At 71.7% G+C, this 23,606-nt stretch carries 25 protein-coding genes; 11 read left to right on the top strand and 14 right to left on the bottom strand.

The features are described 5' to 3' along the window. Position 1: 1 nt before the first annotated feature. Together DPQ23_RS02895 and DPQ23_RS02890 are read left to right on the top strand one after the other, a co-directional pair. Positions 2-637, top strand: a complete 636-nt coding sequence (locus tag DPQ23_RS02895) for an LON peptidase substrate-binding domain-containing protein (protein WP_112873133.1) — start codon at positions 2-4, stop codon at positions 635-637. A 41-nt stretch (positions 638-678) separates the two neighbouring features. Beyond that, entirely contained in the window at positions 679-882 is a 204-nt protein-coding gene (locus DPQ23_RS02890; RefSeq protein WP_112873330.1) for a Trm112 family protein, read from the top strand. Between the two features lie 20 nt (positions 883-902). Here DPQ23_RS02890 and argC read toward each other — a convergent pair whose 3' ends face one another. The 6 genes from argC to DPQ23_RS02860 form a co-directional block, all read right to left on the bottom strand. Further along, entirely contained in the window at positions 903-1,820 is a 918-nt protein-coding gene (gene argC / locus DPQ23_RS02885) for an N-acetyl-gamma-glutamyl-phosphate reductase (protein WP_112873132.1), read from the bottom strand. A gap of 42 nt (positions 1,821-1,862) precedes the next feature. Next, positions 1,863-2,216 (bottom strand): DUF779 domain-containing protein, encoded by a 354-nt coding sequence (locus DPQ23_RS02880; RefSeq protein WP_112873131.1) that lies wholly within the window; start codon positions 2,214-2,216, stop codon positions 1,863-1,865. Beyond that, positions 2,213-3,274 (bottom strand): DNA topoisomerase IB, encoded by a 1,062-nt coding sequence (locus tag DPQ23_RS02875; protein ID WP_112873130.1) that lies wholly within the window; start codon positions 3,272-3,274, stop codon positions 2,213-2,215. The genes DPQ23_RS02880 and DPQ23_RS02875 overlap by 4 nt, the downstream gene beginning before the upstream one ends. Before the next feature lie 126 nt (positions 3,275-3,400). Then, positions 3,401-4,927, bottom strand: a complete 1,527-nt coding sequence (gene adh, locus DPQ23_RS02870) for an aldehyde dehydrogenase (protein WP_112873329.1) — start codon at positions 4,925-4,927, stop codon at positions 3,401-3,403. 90 nt (positions 4,928-5,017) lie between these two features. Further along, positions 5,018-6,022, bottom strand: coding sequence for a GAF domain-containing protein (locus DPQ23_RS02865; RefSeq protein ID WP_112873129.1), 1,005 nt, complete (start codon positions 6,020-6,022; stop codon positions 5,018-5,020). A gap of 74 nt (positions 6,023-6,096) precedes the next feature. Further along, the gene (locus DPQ23_RS02860; protein WP_112873128.1) at positions 6,097-7,149 is read right to left on the bottom strand and encodes a quinoprotein relay system zinc metallohydrolase 2; all 1,053 of its coding nucleotides are present in this window, start codon (positions 7,147-7,149) and stop codon (positions 6,097-6,099) included. A gap of 161 nt (positions 7,150-7,310) precedes the next feature. On the opposite strand from DPQ23_RS02860, the gene pqqA reads away from it, so the two are divergent. The 6 genes from pqqA (at position 7,311) to DPQ23_RS02830 (ending at position 11,436) form a co-directional block, all read left to right on the top strand. Beyond that, the gene (gene pqqA / locus DPQ23_RS02855; RefSeq protein WP_112873127.1) at positions 7,311-7,403 is read left to right on the top strand and encodes a pyrroloquinoline quinone precursor peptide PqqA; all 93 of its coding nucleotides are present in this window, start codon (positions 7,311-7,313) and stop codon (positions 7,401-7,403) included. A gap of 65 nt (positions 7,404-7,468) precedes the next feature. Next, positions 7,469-8,353, top strand: a complete 885-nt coding sequence (gene pqqB / locus DPQ23_RS02850; protein ID WP_112873126.1) for a pyrroloquinoline quinone biosynthesis protein PqqB — start codon at positions 7,469-7,471, stop codon at positions 8,351-8,353. Beyond that, complete coding sequence (gene pqqC, locus DPQ23_RS02845) at positions 8,350-9,105, top strand: pyrroloquinoline-quinone synthase PqqC (RefSeq protein ID WP_240602330.1); 756 nt, start codon at positions 8,350-8,352, stop codon at positions 9,103-9,105. Before pqqB ends, pqqC begins: the two co-directional genes overlap by 4 nt. Next, a complete protein-coding gene (gene pqqD / locus DPQ23_RS02840; protein ID WP_338067039.1) occupies positions 9,102-9,503 on the top strand; it encodes a pyrroloquinoline quinone biosynthesis peptide chaperone PqqD in 402 nt (133 codons plus the stop codon). Before pqqC ends, pqqD begins: the two co-directional genes overlap by 4 nt. Continuing rightward, positions 9,500-10,642 carry a pyrroloquinoline quinone biosynthesis protein PqqE gene (gene pqqE, locus DPQ23_RS02835; RefSeq protein ID WP_112873125.1) on the top strand — a complete coding sequence of 381 codons (1,143 nt, stop codon included), beginning with the start codon at positions 9,500-9,502 and terminating at the stop codon, positions 10,640-10,642. The genes pqqD and pqqE overlap by 4 nt, the downstream gene beginning before the upstream one ends. Next, a complete protein-coding gene (locus DPQ23_RS02830; protein WP_112873124.1) occupies positions 10,639-11,436 on the top strand; it encodes a quinoprotein dehydrogenase-associated SoxYZ-like carrier in 798 nt (265 codons plus the stop codon). The genes pqqE and DPQ23_RS02830 overlap by 4 nt, the downstream gene beginning before the upstream one ends. Positions 11,437-11,467: 31 nt before the next feature. Here the strand turns inward: DPQ23_RS02830 and DPQ23_RS02825 are convergent, their stop codons facing one another. From DPQ23_RS02825 to DPQ23_RS02815, 3 genes are read right to left on the bottom strand one after another with little or no spacing between them, the layout of a single operon-like run. Next, on the bottom strand, positions 11,468-13,255 hold the full coding sequence (locus DPQ23_RS02825; protein WP_112873123.1) for a sensor histidine kinase: 1,788 nt from the start codon (positions 13,253-13,255) through the stop codon (positions 11,468-11,470). Between the two features lie 12 nt (positions 13,256-13,267). Next, positions 13,268-13,849 (bottom strand): RNA polymerase sigma factor, encoded by a 582-nt coding sequence (locus DPQ23_RS02820; RefSeq protein WP_112873122.1) that lies wholly within the window; start codon positions 13,847-13,849, stop codon positions 13,268-13,270. Positions 13,850-13,857: 8 nt separating this feature from the next. Next, positions 13,858-14,004, bottom strand: coding sequence for a NepR family anti-sigma factor (locus DPQ23_RS02815; RefSeq protein WP_112873121.1), 147 nt, complete (start codon positions 14,002-14,004; stop codon positions 13,858-13,860). A gap of 93 nt (positions 14,005-14,097) precedes the next feature. Between DPQ23_RS02815 and DPQ23_RS02810 the strand changes: the two genes are divergently transcribed. Then, complete coding sequence (locus DPQ23_RS02810; RefSeq protein ID WP_112873120.1) at positions 14,098-14,901, top strand: response regulator; 804 nt, start codon at positions 14,098-14,100, stop codon at positions 14,899-14,901. Between the two features lie 42 nt (positions 14,902-14,943). Here DPQ23_RS02810 and guaD read toward each other — a convergent pair whose 3' ends face one another. The 5 genes from guaD to DPQ23_RS02785 are packed head-to-tail and all read right to left on the bottom strand — an operon-like array spanning position 14,944 to position 21,489. Next, positions 14,944-16,227 (bottom strand): guanine deaminase, encoded by a 1,284-nt coding sequence (gene guaD / locus DPQ23_RS02805; RefSeq protein WP_112873119.1) that lies wholly within the window; start codon positions 16,225-16,227, stop codon positions 14,944-14,946. After that, on the bottom strand, positions 16,224-16,949 hold the full coding sequence (gene xdhC / locus DPQ23_RS02800; protein WP_112873118.1) for a xanthine dehydrogenase accessory protein XdhC: 726 nt from the start codon (positions 16,947-16,949) through the stop codon (positions 16,224-16,226). The genes guaD and xdhC overlap by 4 nt, the downstream gene beginning before the upstream one ends. Continuing rightward, positions 16,946-19,270 (bottom strand): xanthine dehydrogenase molybdopterin binding subunit, encoded by a 2,325-nt coding sequence (gene xdhB / locus DPQ23_RS02795; protein WP_112873117.1) that lies wholly within the window; start codon positions 19,268-19,270, stop codon positions 16,946-16,948. The genes xdhC and xdhB overlap by 4 nt, the downstream gene beginning before the upstream one ends. A 2-nt stretch (positions 19,271-19,272) precedes the next feature. Beyond that, a complete protein-coding gene (gene xdhA, locus DPQ23_RS02790) occupies positions 19,273-20,724 on the bottom strand; it encodes a xanthine dehydrogenase small subunit (protein ID WP_112873116.1) in 1,452 nt (483 codons plus the stop codon). Between the two features lie 21 nt (positions 20,725-20,745). Next, positions 20,746-21,489: a copper homeostasis protein CutC gene (locus DPQ23_RS02785; RefSeq protein WP_112873115.1), complete on the bottom strand. Its 744-nt coding sequence runs from the start codon at positions 21,487-21,489 to the stop codon at positions 20,746-20,748. Positions 21,490-21,571: 82 nt separating this feature from the next. On the opposite strand from DPQ23_RS02785, the gene DPQ23_RS02780 reads away from it, so the two are divergent. Then, positions 21,572-22,495, top strand: coding sequence for an ROK family protein (locus tag DPQ23_RS02780; protein WP_205961402.1), 924 nt, complete (start codon positions 21,572-21,574; stop codon positions 22,493-22,495). Between the two features lie 71 nt (positions 22,496-22,566). Continuing rightward, a complete protein-coding gene (locus DPQ23_RS02775; RefSeq protein ID WP_112873113.1) occupies positions 22,567-23,577 on the top strand; it encodes an N-acetylglucosamine-6-phosphate deacetylase in 1,011 nt (336 codons plus the stop codon). The last annotated feature ends 29 nt before the right edge of the window (positions 23,578-23,606 follow it).

The following is a 23,606-nucleotide window of genomic DNA, read 5'->3' as shown; positions in this document are numbered from 1 at the left end:
CATGCCGCGCCGCGAATCCGCGCTGCCCGACACCATCCCGCTGTTCACGCTGCCGGGCGCGGTGCTGCTGCCGCGCACGCGCCTGCCGCTGCAGATCTTCGAGCCGCGGTACCTGCAGATGATGGAGGACGTGCTGAAGTCCGGCCATCGCCTGATCGGCATGATCCAGCCGGCGGGCGACGGGCTGGCCAGCATCGGCACCGCCGGGCGCGTCACCATGTTCTCGGAAACCGATGACGGGCGGATGATGGTGTCGCTGGCGGCCGTCTCGCGGTTCCGCCTGGTCGAGGCCATCGACGGCTTCACCCCCTATCCGCGCGGTCGCGTGGACTGGTCGGGGTTCAAGCGCGACCGGGCCGGGCAGTCCGCCGACGACCCCGCCTTCGACCGCGCCGGCTTCATGGAGCGGCTGGGCCGCTACATGGCCGCGCATGACCTGTCCACCGACTGGAACGCCGCCGAGGAGGCCGAGGACGAGCTGCTGGTCAACAGCCTGGCCATGCTGCTGCCCCTGGGTCCCGAGGAAAAGCAGGCCCTGTTGGAGGCCGAGACCCTGCCCGAACGGCGCGCCATGCTGGACGGGCTGATCGAATTCGCGCTGCACATCGGCGGCGACGACGAGGAGCGGATGCATTGACCCGGACCCACGAGCCTGCCGTCCCCACCTTTGACCGCCACATGCTGGAGGCGCTGGTCTGCCCGCTGACGCACGGCCGGCTGGACTATGACGCCACCCGGCAAGAGCTGGTGTCGCGCACGGCCGGGCTGGCCTTTCCGATCCGCGCCGGCATCCCGATCATGCTGATCGGCGAGGCGCGCCAGATCAAGGCCGACGATGACGCGGTGCCGAAGGTCTCGAACCCCTGGGCCGCCGGCGACTAGGCCAGCCGGTCAAGGGCGCGTCAAAGCCCCGCGTCCTCGTCCGCTCCGATCATCAGGTTGAGGTTCTGCACCGCGGCCCCCGAGGCGCCCTTGCCCAGGTTGTCCAGCACCGCGACCAGCACGGCGCAGCCGCTGTCGTCGCTGCCATGCACCGACAGTTCCAGATCGTTGGTGTCGTTCAGCACGGTGGGCACCACGCGCGGCTGCGGCGGGATCACGCGGACAAAGCGTTCGTCGGCGTAATGCGCGGCCAGCGCATCGTGCAGGTCGGCCAGCCGGCGGCCATTCAGCTGCACCGGCACCTGCACGACCATGCCCTGGGCGAATCGCCCCACGGCCGGCGCAAAGACCGGCCGGCGGGTCAGGGCGGACCGGGCGATGATCTCGGGCAGATGCTTGTGGGCCTGGCCCAGGGCATAGACGAAATGGTCGGGCGCGCCCTGGCCCTCCATCTCGGCGATCAGATCCTTGCCGCCGCCGGTATAGCCGCTGACCGCGTTGATCGAGGCGACCTCGTCCGCGGCCAGCACCCCCGCCGCGACCAGGGGCGCCAGCAGGGCGATCGCGCCGGTGGCATAGCAGCCGGGGTTCGACACGCGCGCGGAGGCCGCGATGGCCGCGCGGGCGCCGGGCGCCAGCTCCGCAAAGCCATAGGTCCAGCCATCCGCCACGCGATGCGCGCTGGAGGCGTCGATGAAGCGCACGCCCCGGCCTTGGGGCAGCCCCTCGGCCAGCGCCACCGCCTCGCGCGCGGCGGCGTCGGGCAGGCACAGGATCGCCACGTCCGCGGCGGCCATGGCGTCGCGCCGGGCGTCGGGGTCCTTGCGCCGCGCCGGGTCGATCTGGATCAGGTCGACGTCGCTGCGCCGGGCCAGCCGGTCGCGGATCTGCAGGCCGGTGGTCCCTGCCTCGCCATCGATGAAGACCCTGTGCGCCATGATCGCCCCCCTGTTCCGTCCGGCCCGATGTGGCCCGTGCGGTCAGGGGGCGCAAGTGGGCGCGCGCACCAGGAACCGCCGCTCGCGCCCGTTGTCCAGGCTGAACATCCCGCCACGGCCGGGCACGGCGTCGATCAGCAGGTCGGTGTCGGCCCAGGCCGCCGCCTGCGCGCCGCCGGTATAGAACGGCGCCGCGCCGACATGGCCCAGCAGCACGTCGCGTTCGCTCAGCCGGAAATCGCCCAGCGCATAGCACATGGGCGAGGACCCGTCGCAGCACCCGCCCGACAGGTGGAACATCACCGGCCCGTGGTCGGCGACGATCTCGGCCAGCAGCGCCAGCGCCGCGGGGGTGGCGGCCACGCGGTCGCGGGCGGGCAGAGGGTCGGGGGTCATGCGGCAAGCCTTTCCTGAAGGAAGGTCAGGACCCGCCGCTCCTCGGGGCGCAGGGCGGGTTCGTCCAGATCGTCCGCGATCTCCTCGCGCAGGTCCAGCACCAGATCGTCGGACAGGTAGGTTTCGATGACCGCCGGGTGGACATAGCACTTGCGGCAGATCGTCGGCGTGTTGCCCAGGCGGGCCGCGACGCGCTCGATCGCCTCGCGCACGTTGCGCCTGGCCGCGGCCTCGCTGTCGGCCGCCTCGTATTCGGCCAGCGCCAGCGCGGCCAGGACCGTGCCCGTCCAGGTGCGGAAATCCTTGGCCGTGATGTCGCGGCCGGTGATGTCGCGCAGATAGGCATTGACGTCGCCCGAGGTCACGACGCGCTGCTGGCCTTCGTCGTCAAGGTACTGGAACAGGTGCTGGCCGGGCAGGTCCTGGCTGGCCTTGACGATCCGCGCGACGCGCCGGTCCTGCACGTCCAGCGTCCAGTGCTTGCCGCTTTTGCCCTTGAACGAGAACCGGACCTCGGACCCCGCGACCTTGACGTGGCGGTCCTTCAGCGTGGTCAGGCCGTGCGACTTGTTCTGCCGGGCGTAATCGGCGTTGCCGACGCGGATCATCGTCGTCTCCAGCAGATGCACCACGGTCGCCAGCACCTTCTCGCGGCTCATCCCGGGGCGGGCCATGTCGGCGTCCACCCGGGCGCGCAACCCCGGCAGGGCAGCGGCGAAATCCAGCATGCGTTCGTACTTGGTGCTGTCGCGCACCTCGCGGAAGCGGGGGTGATAGCGGTATTGCTTGCGCCCCTTGGCGTCACGGCCGGTGGCCTGGATGTGACCGTCCGGGTCAGGACAGATCCACACATCGGTCCAGGCCGGCGGGATCGCCAGCGCCTTGGCGCGGGCCAGCACCGCCTTGTCCCGGATCGTTCGCCCCTCGGGGTCGCGAAAGGAAAACCCCTTGCCCGTGCGGCGGCGGGTGATGCCGGGGTCGGCGTCGGTCACATAGACCAGCCCCACGCTTTCGGCGGCGTCCTGGGGATCGACGATGGTTCCGCTGTCGCTGGGCATGACCACGCTGTCCGTTTCCGGCCGAACGCCGCGGGCAGCGTTGCGGTTCAGCGGCTGGTCCCGCAGCCGCGCCGGACGGCACGAAAGGATGTGGCGCGCCCCGCGGGGGGGCGCGCCGGTGTCGCCTTAGAAGAAGCCCAGCTTCTTGGGGCTGTAGCTGACCAGCATGTTCTTGGTCTGCTGGTAATGATCCAGCATCATGCGGTGGTTTTCGCGCCCGATGCCCGACTGCTTGTACCCGCCAAAGGCCGCGTGGGCCGGATAGGCGTGATAGCAGTTGGTCCAGACCCGGCCCGCCTTGATCTCGCGGCCCATGCGATAGCAGGTGTTGGCGTCGCGCGACCACACGCCCGCGCCCAGGCCGTAGAGCGTGTCGTTGGCGATCGACAGCGCCTCGTCACGGTCCTTGAAGGTCGTGACCGACACCACCGGGCCGAAGATCTCCTCCTGGAAGATCCGCATCTTGTTGTTGCCTTTGAAGATCGTGGGCTTGATGTAATAGCCGCTGGACAGCTCTCCGCCCAGATCGGCCGCACCGCCGCCGGTCAGGACCTCGGCGCCCTCGTTCCGGCCGATCTCCAGATACGACAGGATCTTGTCGCGCTGCTCGCCGGACGCCTGCGCGCCGATCATCGTGTCGCCCTGGCGCGGGTCGCCCTGCTTGATCGCCTCGACCCGCTTGACCGCGCGTTCCATGAACTTGTCGTAGATCGACTCCTGGATCAGCACGCGCGACGGGCAGGTGCAGACCTCGCCCTGGTTCAGCGCGAACATGGTGAAGCCTTCCAGCGCCTTGTCGAAGAAGTCGTCGTCTTCACGCGCGACGTCCTCGAAGAAGATGTTGGGCGACTTGCCCCCCAGCTCCAGCGTGACGGGGATCAGGTTCTCGGACGCGTACTGCATGATCAGCCGCCCGGTCGAGGTTTCGCCGGTGAAGGCGATCTTGCCGATCCGGTTCGACGACGCCAGCGGCTTGCCGGCTTCCAGGCCGAATCCGTTGACGATGTTCAGCACGCCCGGCGGCAGAAGGTCGCCGATCACGCTGACCCACAGCATGATGGACGCGGGCGTCTGCTCGGCAGGCTTCAGCACGACGCAGTTGCCTGCGGCGAGTGCGGGGGCCAGCTTCCAGCAGGCCATCAGCAGCGGAAAGTTCCACGGGATGATCTGGCCCACGACGCCCAGCGGCTCGTGGAAGTGATAGGCCACGGTGTCGTCGTCGATCTGGCTCAGCGAGCCTTCCTGCGCCCGCAGGCAGCCGGCAAAATAGCGGAAGTGGTCCACGGCCAGCGGCAGGTCGGCGGCCATCGTCTCGCGGATGGGCTTGCCGTTGTCCCAGGTTTCCGCCGTCGCCAGCAGTTCCAGGTTCTGCTCCATCCGGTCGGCGATCCTGAGCAGGATGTCGGCGCGGGCCTGCGGGCTGGTGCGGCCCCACTTGTCGGCCGCGGCATGGGCGGCATCCAGCGCCGCCGTGACGTCGTCGGCATCCGAGCGGGCGATCTCGCCGATGACGGCGCCGGTGATCGGCGTCGTGTTCTCGAAATAGCGGCCGGCCCTGGGCGCAACCCAGGTGCCGCCGATGAAGTTGTCGTAGCGCTTGGCAAAGGGCATCGCGCTGACACCCTTGAACTCATGCGTCTGGTCGTTCGGCATCTCTTCCTCCCTGAAGTCGATGTCTGTCGATCTGTCCCGGCCCTTCACGTCCGGGTCGCCTGCCATGCTGCGGCGGGGCGCCCCTTCGGGTCAATTCGCGCCCGGCCGATTCGCAGGGCCGACTGTCTCATCGCTGAGACAGGGGCCGTCACCTGCGCGGGCCAGCAGCCCCAGCCGCGCCATTTTTCGGTAAAGCGTGGCCCGGCCCACCCCCAGCGCCCGCGCCGCGGCCGAGACGTTGCCGTCGGCGCGCGACAGCGCCCGCATCAGGGCGGCCCGCTCGGCCCGGTCAAGGCCCCGCATCTCGTCGTCGCGCCCGATCAGGTCGGCCAGGGGACGCGGCTTCAGCGCGCCCTGGCGAGGCAGGCCCAGTGCCCGGCGCGCGTCGCGCGTGGCCCCGATCGCCAGGTCGTCGCGGTCGACCGCGACCAGCGCCTCGCCGCTGTCGCCCGCCACCACAAAGCGCGCGCCGACAAACGCCGCGCGGAAATACGCCGCCTCGATCTGGCGCGCGGTCTGGCCCACCATGGCGCCGATCAGCGCGTTCATCGGCCCGGTCTGGTCGGCACGCGCCGACGAGACGTCCAGCGCCGCGATCATCTGCCCGTCGGGTCCGTGGATCGGGGCGTCCAGACAGCTCATCGCGGTGTTGCGGGACAGGAAATGTTCGTCGCGGTGGATGATGACCTGCCGCCCCTCGGCCAGGCAGGTGCCGATGCCGTTGGTCCCCTGCGCCGATTCGGACCAGTCGGCGCCGGGGGCAAGGTCCCAGTCGTCAAAGGCGGCGGCGTCGCCCTCGGCCACCCGCCGGTCCAGCACGATCCCGCACGCATCCGTCAGCAGCACCGAACAGCCCGTCGGGCAGACCAGCCGGTACAGCGCGTCAAGCTGCGGGGCGGCGACATGCAGGAATCCGTCCAGACGCTGCCGCCGGCGGGCCAGCGCCGCCCCGTCTAGGCGGTCGGCGCGCGTGTGCGCGGCCGGGTCCAGCCCGTGCTTGACGGCCGAGCGTCGCCAGCTTGAGGTCAGGGCCGACAGGTCGCCCGTGGCGTGCGTCCGCTCGATCACCAGGTCCGCGTGAGGCCGCTGGGCCATGATTCGCAATCTCCCCCGCGCCACTATAGCAGCCGGGGCCGGCCGCACCGCAACTCGTGCGAAAGTCGGGGGCGTCAGTCCCACTCCATCTCGGCATAGGCGGCGGCGGCGTTGCGGGCGGTCGTGGCGTCGAACTCGGCCCAGGTCCCACGCTGCGGCGCCATCGCCGCAACGATCGCGGGCACGGCCTGCGACAGCCCTTGCCCCGCGTCCAGCGCCGCGCGCACCGCGTCGCGCAGGGCGTTCAGATACAGCGTCTCGTCGGCGGCCGCCTGCGCCAGGCCGGGCGCCACGGGTCCGTGGCCGGGCACCACCGGCGCCCCGCGGGGCGGCTGCGCCAGCCACGCCAGCCAGCCCTTCAGCGAGCCGTCCACCACCGGCGTCAGGCCCCGAAACACCAGATCGCCCGTGAACAGCGTGCCGGTCAGGTCGTCGTGCACCGTCAGGTCGCTGTCGGTGTGGGCGCGCGGCACCGGGTGCAGCCGCAGGCTGCGGCCCCCCAGATCGAAAGACTGCGGCCTGTCGATCAGCCGCGTGGGCGCGACCAGCACGGTGCCCAGCCACGCCTGCGCCCCGATCTGCGCGGGGATGCTGTCCATCCAGGTGTCGCGGCGCGCGTCCAGCGCGGCGGGCAGGCGGGCGTCGCCCACGATCTCGGCCCCTGCTTCGGCAAAGACCTGCGCGCCGGCGATGTGATCGGGGTGCATGTGGGTCAGGATCACCGGCCCGATGGGCAGGGGCGTCACCCGGCGGATGGCGGCGAACAGCCCCTCGCCCTGGGCGCGAGAGCCGCCGGGGTCGATGACCGCGACGCGCTCGGTGCCCACGACGAACGACAGGTTGGCGATGCCGCCGCCGTTCGACGGCGACAGCCCCTCGTCCGCGCCGCGGTGGACGTGGATGCCCGGCGCGACCTCCTCGACCGGCAGGGCGGGGGCATCGGACAGGGGCGCGCAGGTCCAGCCCCGCGCCACCAGACCCGGATGGGCCGCGATCCACCCCGATGCGACCGAATCACCCCGGGCGGCGCAGGCGGCCGGGTCGGGCGCGATGCCCGCCGGCAGCAGGCGCGGGGCACAGTCGGTCGCCGCCGCGGCCAGGCAGGCGGTCAGAATCAGAACCTGCATTGCCGAACCTTCCCGAACGCGATCGACCGTATATTCCCGCGTCCGCGCGCGGCCCTGCATTTTCTGGCCCGTCTGCCACTTTCGTCTGCTTGCCACATGACGCCACTACCTTAGCCTGAGGGTTCGACCGGCTTGCCCGGTTCCATCGACGGAGAGACGACATGGCCTGGACCAAACCTTCGCTCAAGGAAATCGCCTGCGGCATGGAAATCAACATGTATGCGCCGGCCGAGGACGAACCGGTTCTGTTCTGAACCGCGACGACGGTTCGCGGCCCCGCCCGTCCGGCGGGGCCGCATCGCCGGCGGCGTTCGACGCGATGCGCATCATCATCCTGGGGGCGGGCGCCGGCGGCGGGCTGCCGCAATGGAACTGCGGCTGCGTCCACTGCAACGCCGCGCGGGCCGGCCGGCTGGACGCCATGAGCCAGAGCAGCCTTGCCGTCAGCGCCGACGGCGAGACCTGGGCGATCCTGAACGCCTCGCCCGACATCCGCGCGCAACTGGCGGCCACCCCCGCGCTGCACCCGACCGGGCCGCGCACGCTGCCCCTGCGGTCGGTTCTGGTCACGAACGGCGACATCGACCATGTCGCCGGGCTGCTGACCTTGCGCGAATCCCAAGCCTTCGACCTGTTCGCCACCGCCGCGATTCACGCGGTCTTGGACGCGAACCCGGTGTTCGGCGCGCTGAACCCCGATCTGGTGACGCGCCGCGCGCTGGCCCTGGACCGGGCGGCGGACCTTGCCCCCGGCCTTGGCGCCACGATCTTTGCCGTGCCCGGCAAGGTGCCGCTGTATCTGGAAGGCGAGACGGTGCAGACCGACCTGCTGGCCGAGACCACCGTCGGTGTCGAGCTGTCGGCGAACGGCCGCCGGGCGCTGTACATTCCCGGCTGCGCCGACCTGCCCGACTGGCTGGCCCAGCGCATCGCCGGCGCCGACCTGGTGCTGTTCGACGGCACCCTGTGGAGCGATGACGAGATGATCCGCGCGGGCCTTGGCACCAAGACCAGCCGCCGGATGGGGCACCTGCCGGTGTCCGGCCCGGAGGGCAGCCTGGCGCGCCTGACCGCGCCCGCGCGCCGCGTCTATGTGCACGTCAACAACTCGAACCCGCTCTGCGACCCGGCCTCTCCCGAATCGGCGCAGGTCCGCGCCGCCGGGTGGCAGGTCGCCCACGATGGCATGGAGATCACGCTGTGAACGCCCCCCGCACCAATGTCCCGCTGTCCCGCGACGCGTTCGAGGCGCGGCTGCGCCGGATCGGGGACGAGCGCTATCACGACCTGCATCCGTTCCACCGCCGCCTGCACGGCGGCCAGTGCACCCCCGACGAGGTGCGCGCCTGGGTCGTCAACCGCTGGCAGTACCAGTCGCGCATCCCGATGAAGGACGCGGCCTTCCTGTCGCGCGTCACCGATCCCGACCTGCGCCGCGTCTGGCGGTCGCGGATCGAGGATCACGACGGCGGCGTCGCCGAGGGCGGCGGCATCCGGCGCTGGCTGGCGCTGGCGCGCGCGGTCGGGCTGGACCCCGACTATGTCGCCAGCGGCGTGGGCGTCATGCCCGCCACGCGCTTTGCGGTGGACGCCTATGTCCGGTTCGTGCGCGACATGCCGCTGCTGGATGCGGTCGCGGCCAGCCTGACCGAGATGTTCGCGCCGCGCATCCATGCCGAGCGGATCGAGGGGCTGCTGAGGCATTATGATTTCGCCGACGACGCGGCCCTGTCCTATTTCCGCACCCGCCTGACCGAGGCGCCCAAGGACGTGGCGTTCGGCCTGGCATGGGTGCTGGACCACGCCGACACGCTGGAAAAACAGGACGCGGCGGCCGCGGCGCTGACCTTCAAGACCGATGTTCTGTGGGCGCAGCTCGACGCACTGTGGCACGGCTATGTCGCGGGCGCCATCCCGCCCGGCGCGTGGCGCCCCGGCGAGGGGCTGGCGCCATGACCGCCCAGCCGCTGCCCGCCCTGGTCCCTGGCCCTGACCCGGCGGCCGCCGCCGTCCCCGTCCCGACGGCCGCGGCCCCGTGCGACGACGCGGGCTTTGTCGCCCCGCCTGCCGATCCGGCGCTGGACGCGGGCATGATCCCGTTTCTGCCGCGCGGCGTGCGACTGGCGCGCGACCACGTGCGCGACATGGCGATCCTGCAGGCCCCGGAACGCGCGATGCAGCTTGACGCGGTGGGCGAGGCGATCCTGACCGCGCTGGACGGCCGCCCGCTGGGCGCCATCGTGGCCGACCTTGCCGCCCGCTATGCCGCGCCGGCCGACCAGATCGACGCCGATGTCCGGGCCTTCCTGCAGGGGCTGATCGACCGCCGCATGGTCTTCGTGAGGGCGCCATGACCATCGCCGGGCCACGCGATTTCCAGGGCAACCCGGTCACCCCCGGCCTGCCCGTGGCCATGCTGGCCGAGGTCACGCACCGCTGCCCGCTGTCCTGCCCCTATTGCTCGAACCCGGTCGAGCTGACCCGCGCGGACGCCGAGATGCCGGCGGCGCTGTGGGCCGGCGTCTTTGCGCAGGCCGCGGCCCTGGGGGTGTTGCAGACCCATGTGTCGGGGGGCGAGCCCGCCTCGCGCCGCGACCTGGCCGACATCGTGCGGGGCGCGCGCGACGCGGGGCTGTATGTCAACCTCATCACCTCGGGGCTGGGGCTGACGCTGGCGCGGCTGCGCGATCTGGAGGCCGCGGGGGTGGACCATGTGCAGCTGTCGCTGCAGGGGGTGGGCCGGACCGCGGCCGACCGCATCGGCGGGATGCAGGGGTCGTGGGACCGCAAGATGCAGGTTGCCCGCTGGATCGCCGAGATCGGGTTTCCGCTGACCATCAACGCGGTCGTCCACCGCCAGAACCTGGACACGCTGCCGCAGATGATCGACCTGGCGCTGGCCATGGGCGCGCGCCGGATCGAGGTGGCGACCGTCCAGTTCCACGGCTGGGCCGACCTGAACCGCCGCGCGCTGATGCCCACGCGCGAACAGGCGGCCCAGGCGCGCCGCGTCGTCGATGCGGCGCGGGCGGCGCTGCGCGGGCGGATGGTCATCGACTATGTGCCCGCCGATCACCACGCCCGCTTTCCCAAGGCGTGCATGGGGGGATGGGGCTCGACCGGGCTGAACGTCACGCCCGACGGCACGGTCCTGCCCTGCCACGCCGCACAGACGATCCCCGGGCTGACCTTTGCCAATGTCCGCGACACGCCGCTGGCCGCCATCTGGCACGAAAGCCCCGCCTTCAACGCGTTCCGCGGCACCGCCTGGATGCCCGAGCCGTGCCAGAGCTGCGAGCGGAAAACATTGGATTTCGGTGGCTGCCGCTGTCAGGCTATGGCCATGGCGGGACAGGCCGCGGCCACCGACCCGGTGTGCAGCCGGTCGCCCCTGAACCCCGCCGTCCACGCCCGGGCCGACGCCGATGCGGCCGCGCCGACCGACGAGCTGATCCACCGCCGCATGGCGCGAGAGGAGGCGCCCCGACCATGACCGTCCTGACCCGCCTGCTGCCGTTCGCCCTGGCCGCGCTGGCCGCACCCGCATGGGTCGCGCCAGGCTGGGCCGCCGACAATCCGCTGGTGCCCTCGCCCGTCTGGGACGACCTGCGATCCTCGATCATCGGCACCGAAACCGATCCGCCGGTGGACCCGGCGGTTCTGGATCTGGACGCGCCCCCGCGCGCCGACAACCCGGCGCTGGTCCCGATCCGCATCACCCAGCCCCCCGGTGCGCCCCGCATCGCACGCCTTGCGCTGGTGATCGACGAGAACCCCGCCCCGGTCGCGGGCGAGTTCACCTTCGGCCCCGCCACCGCCCCTCTCGATTTCGAGGTGCGGGTCCGGGTCAACGCCTATTCCGACGTGCGCGCCATCGCGACGCTCGACGACGGGCGGCAGGTGATGGCGGGGCGGTTCGTCAAGGCCTCGGGCGGCTGCGCGGCACCGGCCGGACAGGCGGGCGACCCGCGCGCGTCCATGGGCCAGATGCGCTGGACGGCCGAGCCGACGGGCGAGCGCGCGATGGGCACGCTGATGATCCGCCATCCCAATTTCTCGGGATTGCAGCGCGATCAGGTGACGCTGCTGGACATCCCGGCCGAGTTCATCTCGACCGTCGAGATGCGGCAGGGGGACGAGCTGCTGATGACGATGGAGGGGGGGATTTCCATCTCGGAAAACCCGGTGTTCCGGCTGGGCTTCGTCCCCAACGGCCAGCCCGTCACCGTCACGGCCGCCGACACCGAGGGGCGGACGTTCACCGATCGCTTCGGACCCGGCAGCTGACCGCGCGGACCCGCTGGCGGCCGCAGCCGGCTCAGTGCCGGGCGCCCTCGCGCGCCTTGGACGTCAGGACCACGGGGCGCGAATCCTCGGGGCGGAACGCCTCGCGCTGGCTGGAACTGGGGCGGAACCGCATCTTGATGCGATAGACGCCGTCCTCGGCCGTGACCTCGGCCTCGCCTTCAAGCTGGACGGCGAAGGCCTCGATCAGCTGGCTGCCAAGGCCCGTGCCCTCAAGCTCGGCGGTCTCGGGGCTCAGCGAGTTCTCGACCTGCAGGCACGCCCAATCCTCGCTTTCGCGGGTCAGGGTCACGCGCACCCAGGGCGGCGTTCCGGGATCGGGACGGCCCGCGTATTTGACCGCGTTGGTGAACGCCTCGTTGGTCAGCAGGCTGAGCGGCACGGCCTGGTCAGGCAGCAGGGTCAGCGGCTCCAGCCGCGTTTCGATCCGCAGGTCGGTGCCCGTCGCCACGGTGGCCGAGCTCATCTGCTGGATGATGTCGGCGACCAGCCGCTCGGCCTCGACCGAATCGAGATGCTCGGCCTGATAGAGATTGCGATAGATCGTCGCCAGCGACTGCACCCGATCCTGCACCGAACGCAGCACCCGCTTGGCGTCGGCATGGTCGATCACCCGGCTTTGCATGTTGATGATCGAGGCGATCAACTGAAGGTTGTTCTTGACGCGGTGGTGGACCTCTTTCAGCAGGACGGTCTTTTCCTGGACCGCCTCCTCCATCGCCGCCTCGTCGCGGATCAGGATGCGGGCCATGTTGTGGAACGTCTCGCTGACGTCCGCGATCTCGGCCGGGGCGTTCTGCAGCACCGGGGGCGGGGTGGACCGGTCGCCGATGGCAAAGCGCCGCATCTGCCCGCGCAGTTCGCGCACATGGCGCAGCACCAGCCGATAGACCGCGAAATAGGCCACGGCCAGCGACACGATCCACAGCGCCAGTGGAAACAGCACCGCGGCGAAACGTGACAGGCCCAGCCCGGCGATGCCGGTCTGCCGCGGGCTCCAGCTGCCCAGGGCATAGACGAGGCCCGGAACCACCGACACCACCGCGAAGACGCGCTTCTCGTCCGCGTTCGACATCTCGGCAAAGGTCGTTTCCCGCCGCGCCACCAGCTGCGACAGCGTGACCCCGCGCGGCAGGATCGCCGTCGTGTCCACGTCGCTGTCGGACGACAGCGTCTGCCCGGCCGCGTTGAAGGTCACGATATGGGCGCCGTCCGTGCCGGGCGTCGTCGCATGGGTGGACCGCAGCAGGTCATGCGACAGCGACACGGCGATATAGCCCAGCAGATCGCGATCCCGGTAAAGCGGCTGCGAGACGATGACCACCGACTGCCCCGACAGCACGCCCCGCGCCGTGGCCGTGATCAGCGTCGAGGGGTTCTGGACGAACGCCTTGTAATGGGGCGACGACGACAGATCGGTGGGCGGCGCGCCGGTCGAGTTGCAGCGGTTGATCCCGTCCACGCCGGTAAAGCCCGCAAAGACAAAGCTGGCGCTGCGCTGGACGAAGTTGCGCATCACCTCGGAACAGGCCTCGGGGTCGTCGAGCGTGGTCAGCACCGCCGGTCCCAGCGCATCCGCCGTGCCGATGGCGCTTTGCAGAAGCGCCCGCTCGCCGGCCGCGGCGGCCGCGGTGCGGCCCAGCAGGGCCAATTCGGCCGCGCGCTCGGCCTCGCGCGACAGATGCAGGGTCTGGATGATCGAGATCAGGCCGATGGGCAGGATGGCGATGGTCAGCAGCATCCCCAGGCGAAAGCCCAGGCTGCGCGTAAAGCCGAACAGTTCGCCCGCCGACCGCGGCATCCGCCGGTCGCCTCAGCGAGAGACGGGTTGATGCGCCGCCATCACCGCCTTGGTCGCCCGATCCGTCATGTCCAGTTCCTCGCCCTCGACCATGTGCAGCAGCTCGGCCAGGCGGCGCCGGCCGCGGTTGGCCCGCGACTTGACGGTCCCCACCGCGACCCCGGTCATGCCGGCGGCCTCCTCGTACGAGAACCCCGAGGCGCCCACCAGGATCAGCGCCTCGCGCTGTTCGTCGGGCAGCTGCTCAAAGGCGACGCGGAAGTCGTTCATCGCCAGCCGGCCGTCATGCTCGGGGCGGGTCGCCTGGCGGGCGGCATGGATGCCGTCGCTGTCGCTGACCTCGCGCCGGGTCTTGCGGCGGGCGGAATAGAAGGTGTTGCGCAGGATGGTGAACAGCCAGGCGCGCAGGTTCGTCCCCGCCTGGAACTTGTCCATGTTGGTCCACGCCTTGACGATGGTGTCCTGCACCAGGTCGTCCGCCGACGCCCCCTCGCGGGTCAGCGACAGCGCAAAGGCCCGCAGTGCGGGCAGGTGGTTCACCAGTTCGCTGCGCGGATCATCGCCTGACCGCGCGTTCGTCTCGGATCGGGTCATGTCGTCCGTTACTCCTGCTCGCGCAAACGCTGCAGCAGCGACAGGAACCGGTCCGGCACGTCTTGCGAGGTTTCCTGCTCATACACCTTCCGCAGATTCTCGTCGATCTGCTTCTCGATGGCGGCGCGCTTGCGCTCTTCCCGCCTCATGGTCATTTTTTCTTTTATCCCGGAAATCTTGTGCGCACGGTGGCCAACCGTTAGAGGTTCGTGAAAGTTCCCGAAAGGGCCAAGTTTATCGAGGTTGTGATGTCCGCTGCTGATCTTGCCCAATCCATCGGCCGGGAGCTGCCCTATCTGCGCCGTTACGCACGGGCGCTGACCGGCAGCCAGACCGCCGGCGACAATTACGCGGCCGCCACGCTGGAGGCCATCCTCGCCGATCGCTCGCTGATGAACGGCGAGGACACGCGGATCGGCCTGTTCCGCACCTTCCACGCCATCTGGCAAAGCTCGGGGCAGCCGGTCGAAAGCGACGACCAGTCGGCGCGCGAGGCGGCGGCGCAAAGCCACCTGCGCGGCCTGACCGCCAACTCGCGCGAGGCGCTGCTGCTGCGCACGATCGAGGAGCTGCGCTATGACCAGATCGCCCAGATCATGCAGGTCGAGCAGGACGAGGCCGAGGAGCTGGTCCAGATCGCCCTGAACGAGATGGGCCGGGCCATCCGCGGCCGCGTCATGGTGATCGAGGACGAGACGATCATCGCCATGGACCTGAAGGGCATCGTGCAGGCCATGGGCCACGAGGTGACGGGCATCGCGCGCACCCACAGCGCCGCGATCGAACTGGCCCACGACCGCCGCCCCGACCTGATCCTGGCCGACATCCAGCTGGCCGACGGATCGTCCGGCGTCGATGCGGTCAACGAGCTGATGGGCAGCCTGGGCGACGTGCCGGTGATCTTCATCACCGCCTTCCCCGAACGGCTGCTGACCGGCGACCGCCCGGAACCCGCGTTCCTGATCTCCAAGCCCTATTCCGAGGAACAGGTCCGCTCGGCCGTTTCGCAGGCGATGTTCTTCGCCTCGACCGAGGGGCTGGGCGCGGCCTGACGCCCTCTGCCGGTGTATTCGGACCAGGAAAAGCCGGGCGCGTCAGCCCGGCTTTTTCATGGGCCGTCCCGCCGCATAGGTTTCCACCACCGCCCGGTCGTCGCCCATCGTGGTCAGCACGAACAGCTCGTCCGCCAGATCGGCGGCGCGATCCATCCGCAGCCGCATCGCGGGCGTGGCGCGGGCGTCCAGCACGACCAGATCGGCCTCGGACCCCGCATCCAGCGTCCCGATCCGGTCGGCCAGCCCCATCGCCAGGGCGTTGCCGCGCGTGGCCCAGTGCATCAGCTCCAGCGGGTGCAGCCGGTGGCCGCGCATCTGCGACACCTTGTAAGCCTCGCCCAGCGTCCGCAGCATCGACCAGTCGGTGCCGCCGCCGATGTCGGTGGCGACGCCGGTGACGATGCCGGCGCCGTGCAGGCGCTTGCGGTCAAACAGCCCCGAGCCCAGGAACAGGTTCGAGGTCGGGCAAGAGATCGCGCGGGTGCCGGTGTCCGCCATGCGCGCGATCTCGCGGTCCGACAGATGCAGGCAGTGGCCCATCAGGCTGCGCGGCCCCAGCAGCCCGTAGTGGTCATAGATGTCCAGGTAATCGCGGCGGTCGGGATACAGCTGCAGGGTCAGCGCGATCTCGTCGCCGTTTTCCGACAGATGCGTCTGGATCGGGCAGTCGGGGAAATCCTGCGCCAGCGCCTGCGCCGCCGCCATCTGCGCGGGGCTTGAGGTGATCGCAAAGCGCGGCGTGATCACGGTGGACAGCCGCCCATGCCCATGCCAGCGGCGGGCCAGCGCGGCGCTGTCGTCATAGGACGACTGCGCGGTGTCCAGCACGCCCGGCGGGGCGTTGCGGTCCATCATCACGCGGCCCACGTTCATCCGCAGCCCGCGCCGGTCCGCCTCGGCCAGCAGCGCGTCGGCGGACACGGCGTGGCTGGAGGCATAGACGCTGGCCGTGGTCGTGCCCGCGCGCGCCAGCTCGTCCAGGAACGCGCCGGCCGCCCAGGCGGCATGATCCGGGTCGGCAAAGCGGCTTTCCTCGGGGAAGGTATAGCGGTTCAGCCAGTCCAGCAGGTCGCGGCCCCAGCTGGCAGTGACCTGCAGTTGCGGGAAATGGATATGCGGGTCGATGAAGCCGGGCAGGATCAGGTGCGGCCGGTGGTCGATCTCGGGCAGGCCCTCGGCGCGCAGGTCCGCGTAGTCGCCCACCGCCGCGATGCACCCGCCTGCCACGACCAGCGCGCCGTCCTCGACATGGCGGTGCGCCGCGGCGCTGTCGGTCGGGTCGGCGTGGAACGTCAGCAACCGGCCGCGGATCAGCGTCCTCATGCGATCGCCCGCGCCGGCGCCAGCAGCCGCGCCGTCACCTCGGCCGCGGCAAAGGCCGCGATGACGGCGGGGCGCTTGTCGCCGGTCGGGTTGGCCCCGATGGGGCAGACCAGGGGCGCGGGGTCGATCCCCTGCGCGCGGGCGTGGCGCGCAAAGGCCGCGCGCTTGGACGCGCTGCCGATCATGCCGACATAGGCCGCGCGGCCCCACGACAGCGCCTCGGCGGCCAGCAGGAAATCCAGCGCATGGTCGTGGGTGACGATGACGATGGCCGCGCCGGGCGGGGCGGCACGAATCTCGGATTCGGGCAGCGGCGTCAGGCGCGCGGGCACGTCCCCGGCGGCGGCCAGTTCCGCGGCACGGCTGTCGATCAGCAGCGGGGCCAGCGGCAGCGGGGCCAGCGCGCGCGCCAGTGCCCGGCCCACATGGCCCGCGCCAAAGATCAGGACGGGCGGGCGCGGGGGTTCGGGCGTGGCGGGCGCGCGGTCCAGCGCCAGCGTGACGCGTCCGCCGCAGCACTGCCCGATCTCGGGGCCCAGCGGCACGTCCATGGCGGCGCCGTCCTCGCCCCGCGCCAGCATCGCGCGGGCGCGGTCGATCGCCATCCATTCCAGCGCGCCGCCGCCGATGCTGCCGGTCACTGTATCGGGGCCGACCATCATCTCGGCCCCGGCCTCGCGCGGCGTGGACCCGCGGACGGCGGTGATGCGGACCCGGATCATCGCCGCAGCCGTTCCACCGCCATCAGCACCCGTTCCGGCGTCGCGGGCGCGTCCAGCCGCGGGTTTTCGCGGTAATTGGCGACCGAGGCCACCGCCATGCCGATCGCCTGAAACGCCGAGATGCCCAGCATGAACGGCGGCTCGCCCACCGCCTTGGACCGCTTGATCGTCATCTCGCGGTTTTCCGACCAGTCGGCCCGCGCCACGTTGAAGACCCGCGGCCGGTCGCCCGCCAGCGGGATCTTGTAGGTCGAGGGCGCGTGCGTCCGCAGACGGCCCTGCGCGTCCCACCACAATTCCTCGCTGGTCAGCCAGCCAACGCCCTGAACATAGCCGCCCTCGATCTGGCCGATGTCGATGGCCGGGTTCAGGCTGCGGCCCGCGTCGTGCAGGATGTCGGCGCGTTCGATCACGTATTCGCCGCTCAGCGTGTCCACCGATACCTCGGTCACGGCCGCGCCATAGGCAAAGTAATAGAACGGCCGCCCGCGCCCGGTCGTGCGGTCCCAGTGGATCTTGGGCGTGCGATAGAACCCGGCGGCGGACAGGTGGACGCGGGCCAGATAGGCGGTCTCGATGAACTCCGACCAGCGCATCGATTCGCCGCCCATGTGGACGCAGCCGTCGGCGAAGCGCACCTGATCCGGCGTCAGCCCCTTGGCCGCGCAGGCGAACGCGACCAGCCGCGCCCTGATCTGCCCGCAGGCGTCCAGCGCCGCCATGCCGTTCAGGTCCGTCCCGGTCGAGGCCGCCGTGGCCGAGGTGTTGGGCACCTTGTCGGTGGCCGTCCGCGTGACATGGACCAGCCCCAGATCGACCTGGAACGCATCGGCCACGACCTGCGCCACCTTGACGTGCAGGCCCTGCCCCATCTCGCAGCCGCCGTGGTTCAGGTGGATCGAGCCGTCCGCATACACATGGACCAGCGCGCCCGCCTGGTTGAAATGCGTGGCGGTAAAGCTGATGCCGAACTTGACCGGGGTCAGCGCGATGCCGCGGCGGATCGGGCCGTCGCCCGCCTGCATCCGCGCGTTCCAGTCCAGCACCGCCTGGCGCCGGCGGCGGTAATCGGACGACGCCTCAAGCTCGTCCAGCAGGCGGGGCAGGATCATGTCCTCGACCGGCTGGTGATAGGGGGTCAGGTCGCCGTCGCGGTACAGATTGGCCCGCCGCACGTCCAGCGGATCGCGATCCAGCGCATAGGCGATGTCCTCGATCATCCGTTCGGCCGTGATGACGCCCTGCGGGCCGCCAAAGCCGCGAAAGGCGGTGTTGGAGACGGTGTTCGTCTTAATCGGGTGCGACCGCAGCCGCACCGCCGGATAGAAATAGGCGTTGTCGCCGTGAAACAGCGCCCGGTCCGTCACCGGACCCGACAGGTCGGCCGAGAACCCGCAGCGGGCGTAATAGTCACCGGTGACGCCCAGGATGCGCCCGTCGTCGTCAAAGCCCACGCTGTAGTCGACGACGAAATCATGGCGCTTGCCCGTCGCGGTCATGTCGTCGTCGCGGTCCGGGCGCAGCTTGACGGCCCGGCGCCAGCGTTTCGCCGCGATGGCGGCCACGCAGGCGAACAGGTTCATCTGGGTTTCCTTGCCCCCGAACCCGCCCCCCATGCGCCGCACCGTCACGACCACCGCCGCCGCCGGCACCCCCAGCGCATGGGCCACCATGTGCTGCACCTCGGTCGGGTGCTGGGTCGAGACGTGCAGCGCGATCTCGTCCCGCTCGCCGGGAATGGCCAGGGCGATCTGGCCCTCAAGGTAGAAATGATCCTGCCCGCCGATGGCAAAGCGCCCGTCGATGCGGCGGGGCGCGGCCGCCAGCGCCGCGTCGGCGTCGCCGCGCGTCAGAGTCAGGGGCGGCGTCACATAGCCCGCGCCGCCGTCGCGCGCGGCGATCGGGTCCAGCAGGTGCGGCAGCGGGTCATAGTCGATGCGCGCCAGCGCCGCCGCCCGCCGGGCCTGGTCGCGGGTTTCGGCAATGACCGCAAAGACCGGCTGGCCCCAGAACTGCACGACGCCGTCCGCCAGGATCGGATCGTCGCCCCGCCCCTGCGGCGACACGTCGTTGTGGCCCGGCAGGTCGGCGGCGGTCAGCACGCCGACGACGCCCGGCGCGGCGCGGACCGGGTCCAGGTCCATCGACCGGATGCGACCGTGCGCGATCTGCGACAGGCCCAGACAGGCGTGCAGCGTGCCCACCGGCTCGGGCAGGTCGTCGGTATAATCGGCCTGTCCGGTGACGTGCAGCACGGCGGAATCATGGGGCACGGACTGGTGCACGCCGCCCCGGATGGTGGTGTCGCTCGCGTCCTTCATGGTCAGTCCCCTGCCGCGCGGGCCAGCCGGACCGGCTGGTCGCCGCCCGCCTGCTCCAGCCAGAGCCGGCGGAAAAAGTTGCGCGCGATGGCGCGGCGATACGCGGCGCTGGCGCGCCAGTCGTCCAGCGGCTGAAAGTCGTCCAGCACCGCCGCGCCCGCCGCGGCAAAGCTGGCGGCTGAAAACGGGGCCCCCGTCAGCGCGGCCTCGGCTGCGGGTGCGCGCCTCGGCGTGCCCGCCATGCCCCCAAAGGCCACGCGCGCGGCTGTGATCACGCCGCCGGCCACCTCGATGCGGAAGGCCGCCGCCACGGCCGAGATATCGGCCGACCGGCGCTTGGAGATCTTGTAGGCCGCGACCCGCGCGTCGCCCCGGCGCGGCAGGACGATGGTTTCCACGAACTCGCCCGGTCGGATGTCCTGCTGGCCGTAGGCGATGAAGAAATCCTCCAGCGGCAACTCGCGCCGCAGCGCGCCCCGGCGCAGCACCAGCCGCGCCCCCAGCGCGATCATCAGCGGCGGGGTTTCCCCGATGGGCGAGCCATTGGCGATGTTGCCGCCGATGGTGCCCATGTTGCGGACCTGCCAGCCGCCGATGCGGTGCCAGTAATCGCTGACCTCGGGGAACTCGGCCTCGATCAGGGGCACCGCCTCGGTATAGGTCACGCCCGCGCCGATGCGGATGTGATCGCCCCCGACCTCGATCCGCTTGAGCCCGTCGAGATGGCCGATGAAGACCGCGGGTGCGATCGGGCGCAGGGCCTTGGTCACCCACAGGCCCACGTCGGTGGCCCCGGCGACGATGGTGGCGTCGGGGTGGTCGTCCAGCACGGCGGCCAGGTCGTCCACGTCGGCCGGCAGGATCGCGCGGTCAGCCCCGTCGCGCGCCACCTCGACCCGCGCGCCCTGCATCGCGGCCAGCCTGGCGGTCACGGCCGCGCGGTCCCGTTCGATGCGGTCGCCCGCCTGTCCGCCCGCGGCCAGCACCGCCTGCGCCGCGCGCACGATGGGGGCATAGCCGGTGCAGCGGCACAGGTTGCCCTGCAGCGCGGTCTCGATCGCCGTCACGTCGGCGGCCGGGTCGGTCATCCACAGCCCGTAGAGGGCCATCACGAAGCCGGGCGTGCAGAACCCGCACTGGCTGGCGTGGTGGTCCACCATCGCGCGCTGGACCGCGTGCAAGCCCCCGTCCGGGTCGCGCAGCTGTTCGACCGTCACGACATGGCAGCCGTGGCAGGACGCAAGGAACCGGATGCAGGCGTTCACGGGTTCATAGACCAGACGGCCCTCGTGCAGCCGGCCCAGCAGGACGGTGCAGGCCCCGCAGTCCCCCTCGGCGCAGCCTTCCTTGGTGCCGGTCAGGCGGCGTCCGATCCGCAGGAAATCCAGCAGCGTGTCCGACGCGCCGCACTCGGTCAGCCGGATCTCGTCGTCGTTCAGCAGGAATGTCAGCATCGCGCCCCCTTGCCGCCAAGCCTAATCCGATTGGCGCGCAAGGAAAGCCCCGCCAGTGCGCGCCGCCGTCACGGCCGCGCGCAGCGCCGCGATCAGGGCGGCGTCGGTGCGGGGCCGGTCGGGCGCGATCCGCAGGCTGCCCCGCGGGCCGGCGACGGGGCGCGCCACGCTGCACGCGGCATGGACCGCGTCCACGGCGGCCGCCGCAAAGGCTGGGACATGGGCCGCCTCGACCCCGCCGCCGGCCATGATCTGGATGCGACCCGCGGCCTGCACGACCAGCGCCGACAGGGCCGCCGCCCCGTCCACCGCGCGGGCGGCGTGGCCTGCGGTCATGATCCGGGTCACGCCCAGCGCCACAGCCGCCTCAAGCGCCTGCGCGGCGTCCGGGGTCACGTCGAAACAGCGGTGCAGCGTCACCTCGATCCCGGCGGCGGCGTCGATCTGGCGGGCCAGCGCCTCGGCATCCAGCCGCCCGTCGGGGCGCGAGACGCCGATGACGACGCCCGCCAGCCCCGCGTCGCGGACGGCGCGGATGTCGTCCAGCGCGACAGACAGGTCGTCGGCCGAGAACAGGAAATCCCCGGCTCGCGGCCGGATCATCGCATGGACCGGCACGCCACAGGCCGCCGCCCGCCGCATCAGCCCCACGGACGGGGTCAGCGCGCCCAGCGCCAGCGCCGCGCACAGTTCGATCCGGTCGGCCCCGCCTGCTGCGGCCAGCGCCAGCCCCTCGGCGTCGTCCACGACGATTTCCAGCTGCATGCCATCCCCCTCTCGCGCGTCTGCGCGCCGGGGGTTATCACACCGGCAGGGACCGGGGGCAAACGGGCAAGGGGGGACAGGGGTGATCTGCGGCGGGCTGGACATCGGCGGAACCAAGATCGAGGCGCGGCTGTTCGACGCCGCGCTGGAGACGGTGGCGACCCATCGCGTGCCGACGCCCCGCGACAGCGCGGACGCGTTCTTCGACGCGCTGGCCGCGCAGGTGGGCTGGCTGGCGGGGCAGGCGGGTGCTGCGGACCTGCCGGTCGGCATCGCCATGACCGGCGTCGTGGAACCCGACAGCGGCATCGCGCGGACGGCCAACCTGCCGATCAGCGGCCAGCCGATGCAGCGCCACCTGATCGCTCGGCTGGGCCGCCGCCTGCCGGTGATGAACGATTCGATGGCGCTGGCCTTTTCCGAGGCGAACGGCGGCGCGGCCGAGGGTTCTGACGCGGCGGTGGGGCTGATCCTCGGGACCGGGGTCGCGGCGGGGCTGTGCACCGCGGGCGCGCCCGCGCCCCGCTACGGCGGTATCGCCGTCGAGATCGGCCACGCCGGGATGCCCGCCCGCGCCCTGCTGCGCCACGGCCTGCCGCTGTGGCCCTGCGGCTGCGGGCGCGAGGGCTGCGTGGAAACCTATGTCGCGGGGCCGGGGCTGACCCGACTGGCCCAGCACGCCGGGCTGGGGCCGCTGAGCGCGCCGCAACTGGTCGCCGCCGGCGAGGCGGCCGCGCCGGTGCTGGCGGTCTGGGCCGACCTTGCGGCCGAGTGCCTTGAGATGTTGCAGATGACCATCGACCCGCGCGTGGTCGTGCTGGGCGGGGGGCTGTCGCAGATGCCCGGCGTGGCGCAGCGGCTGACGGACGCGCTGCCCGCCCGGCTGATGGCCGGGGTGCCCGCGCCGGCGATCCGGGTCGCGCGCTTTGGCGATGCCAGCGGGGTGCGCGGCGCGGCGCTGCTGGCCCGGCGCATCGCGGACGGATCCCTGCCCTGGACGCCCTGATCGCCCCCGACCTGACCTGGCAGGCGGGCGCGCTGCGCCCCGGCCTTGCGATCCGCATCGCGCGCGGGCGGGTGGCCGAGGTCCGTCCCCTGGGCGCCGACCGCCCCGACGCACGCCCGCATCTGGCGATCCCCGGTCCGACCGACCTGCAGGTGAACGGCGGCGGGGGCGTGCTGGTGAACGCCGACCCTTCGCCCGCCGGCCTGCGCGCCGTGCGCGCGGCACACCGGGGGCTGGGCACCCATGCCATCCTGCCCACCGTCATCACCGACGCGCCCGAGGTGATGGAGGCCGCCGCCGACGCCGTCCTGGCCGCGCGCGGCGAGGGCATCGAGGGGCTGCACATCGAGGGGCCCCACATCGCGCCCGACAAGCGCGGCACCCACGACGCCCGCCACATCCGCCCGCCCGACGCGCGCACGATGGCGGTGCTGGCCCGGCTGCGCGCGGCGGGCGTGCCGGTGATGCTGACGCTGGCCCCGGAACGGGCGGACCCCGCGTGGCTGGCGCAGGCGGCGGCGCTGGGGGTGGTGCTGTCGGCGGGTCACAGCATGGCCAGCGCCGATCAGGCCCGCGCGGCCTTTGCGCAGGGCGTGACGATGGTCACGCATCTGTTCAACGCCATGCCGCCGCTGGGGCACCGCGCGCCGGGGCTGGTGGGCGCCGCGATCCTGTCGGACGCCTATGTCGGGCTGATCGCCGACGGCCACCACGTCGCCTGGGACGCGCTGCGCATCGCGCTGGCCGCGCACCGCCCCGACCGCAGCCTTCTGGTGTCGGACGCGATGCCGACCGTGGGCGGGCCGGACCGCTTCAGCCTTTACGGGCGCGAGATCACGGTCCGGGACGGCCGGCTGGTGAACGCCGAAGGGGCGCTGGCGGGCGCGCATGTCGATCTGGTGACCTGCCTGCGCCGCCTGCACCGCGACGGCGGCATCGCGCTGGAGCGCTGCGTCGCGATGGCGACCGACATCCCGCGCGCGGCCATGCGCCTGCCGCCGCTGGCGATCGGCCCCGGCACGCCGGCCGCCCAGGTGGCCACGCTGGACGACGGGCTGCGGTTTGCCGGATGGCTGGGCTGAGCGCCGGATCTCTCGCCGGGGTTACGCGG

The sequence above is a fragment of the Paracoccus endophyticus genome, assembly GCF_003286075.1.
GTDB lineage: Bacteria > Pseudomonadota > Alphaproteobacteria > Rhodobacterales > Rhodobacteraceae > Paracoccus > Paracoccus endophyticus.
Note: the sequence above shows the minus strand (reverse complement) of the source record. Positions and strands in the feature narration are given on the sequence as shown.

Excerpts from the sequence above, each read along its gene's own strand:
- DPQ23_RS02895 (WP_112873133.1), top strand. The coding sequence starts at position 2 with ATGCCGCGCCGCGAATCCGCGCTGCCCGACACCATCCCGCTGTTCACG.
- DPQ23_RS02890 (WP_112873330.1), top strand. The coding sequence starts at position 679 with ATGCTGGAGGCGCTGGTCTGCCCGCTGACGCACGGCCGGCTGGACTAT.
- argC (WP_112873132.1), bottom strand. The coding sequence starts at position 1,820 with ATGGCGCACAGGGTCTTCATCGATGGCGAGGCAGGGACCACCGGCCTG.
- DPQ23_RS02880 (WP_112873131.1), bottom strand. The coding sequence starts at position 2,216 with ATGACCCCCGACCCTCTGCCCGCCCGCGACCGCGTGGCCGCCACCCCC.
- DPQ23_RS02875 (WP_112873130.1), bottom strand. The coding sequence starts at position 3,274 with ATGCCCAGCGACAGCGGAACCATCGTCGATCCCCAGGACGCCGCCGAA.
- adh (WP_112873329.1), bottom strand. The coding sequence starts at position 4,927 with ATGCCGAACGACCAGACGCATGAGTTCAAGGGTGTCAGCGCGATGCCC.
- DPQ23_RS02865 (WP_112873129.1), bottom strand. The coding sequence starts at position 6,022 with ATGGCCCAGCGGCCTCACGCGGACCTGGTGATCGAGCGGACGCACGCC.
- DPQ23_RS02860 (WP_112873128.1), bottom strand. The coding sequence starts at position 7,149 with ATGCAGGTTCTGATTCTGACCGCCTGCCTGGCCGCGGCGGCGACCGAC.
- pqqA (WP_112873127.1), top strand. The coding sequence starts at position 7,311 with ATGGCCTGGACCAAACCTTCGCTCAAGGAAATCGCCTGCGGCATGGAA.
- pqqB (WP_112873126.1), top strand. The coding sequence starts at position 7,469 with ATGCGCATCATCATCCTGGGGGCGGGCGCCGGCGGCGGGCTGCCGCAA.
- pqqD (WP_338067039.1), top strand. The coding sequence starts at position 9,102 with ATGACCGCCCAGCCGCTGCCCGCCCTGGTCCCTGGCCCTGACCCGGCG.
- pqqE (WP_112873125.1), top strand. The coding sequence starts at position 9,500 with ATGACCATCGCCGGGCCACGCGATTTCCAGGGCAACCCGGTCACCCCC.
- DPQ23_RS02830 (WP_112873124.1), top strand. The coding sequence starts at position 10,639 with ATGACCGTCCTGACCCGCCTGCTGCCGTTCGCCCTGGCCGCGCTGGCC.
- DPQ23_RS02825 (WP_112873123.1), bottom strand. The coding sequence starts at position 13,255 with ATGCCGCGGTCGGCGGGCGAACTGTTCGGCTTTACGCGCAGCCTGGGC.
- DPQ23_RS02820 (WP_112873122.1), bottom strand. The coding sequence starts at position 13,849 with ATGACCCGATCCGAGACGAACGCGCGGTCAGGCGATGATCCGCGCAGC.
- DPQ23_RS02815 (WP_112873121.1), bottom strand. The coding sequence starts at position 14,004 with ATGACCATGAGGCGGGAAGAGCGCAAGCGCGCCGCCATCGAGAAGCAG.
- DPQ23_RS02810 (WP_112873120.1), top strand. The coding sequence starts at position 14,098 with ATGTCCGCTGCTGATCTTGCCCAATCCATCGGCCGGGAGCTGCCCTAT.
- guaD (WP_112873119.1), bottom strand. The coding sequence starts at position 16,227 with ATGAGGACGCTGATCCGCGGCCGGTTGCTGACGTTCCACGCCGACCCG.
- xdhC (WP_112873118.1), bottom strand. The coding sequence starts at position 16,949 with ATGATCCGGGTCCGCATCACCGCCGTCCGCGGGTCCACGCCGCGCGAG.
- xdhB (WP_112873117.1), bottom strand. The coding sequence starts at position 19,270 with ATGAAGGACGCGAGCGACACCACCATCCGGGGCGGCGTGCACCAGTCC.
- xdhA (WP_112873116.1), bottom strand. The coding sequence starts at position 20,724 with ATGCTGACATTCCTGCTGAACGACGACGAGATCCGGCTGACCGAGTGC.
- DPQ23_RS02785 (WP_112873115.1), bottom strand. The coding sequence starts at position 21,489 with ATGCAGCTGGAAATCGTCGTGGACGACGCCGAGGGGCTGGCGCTGGCC.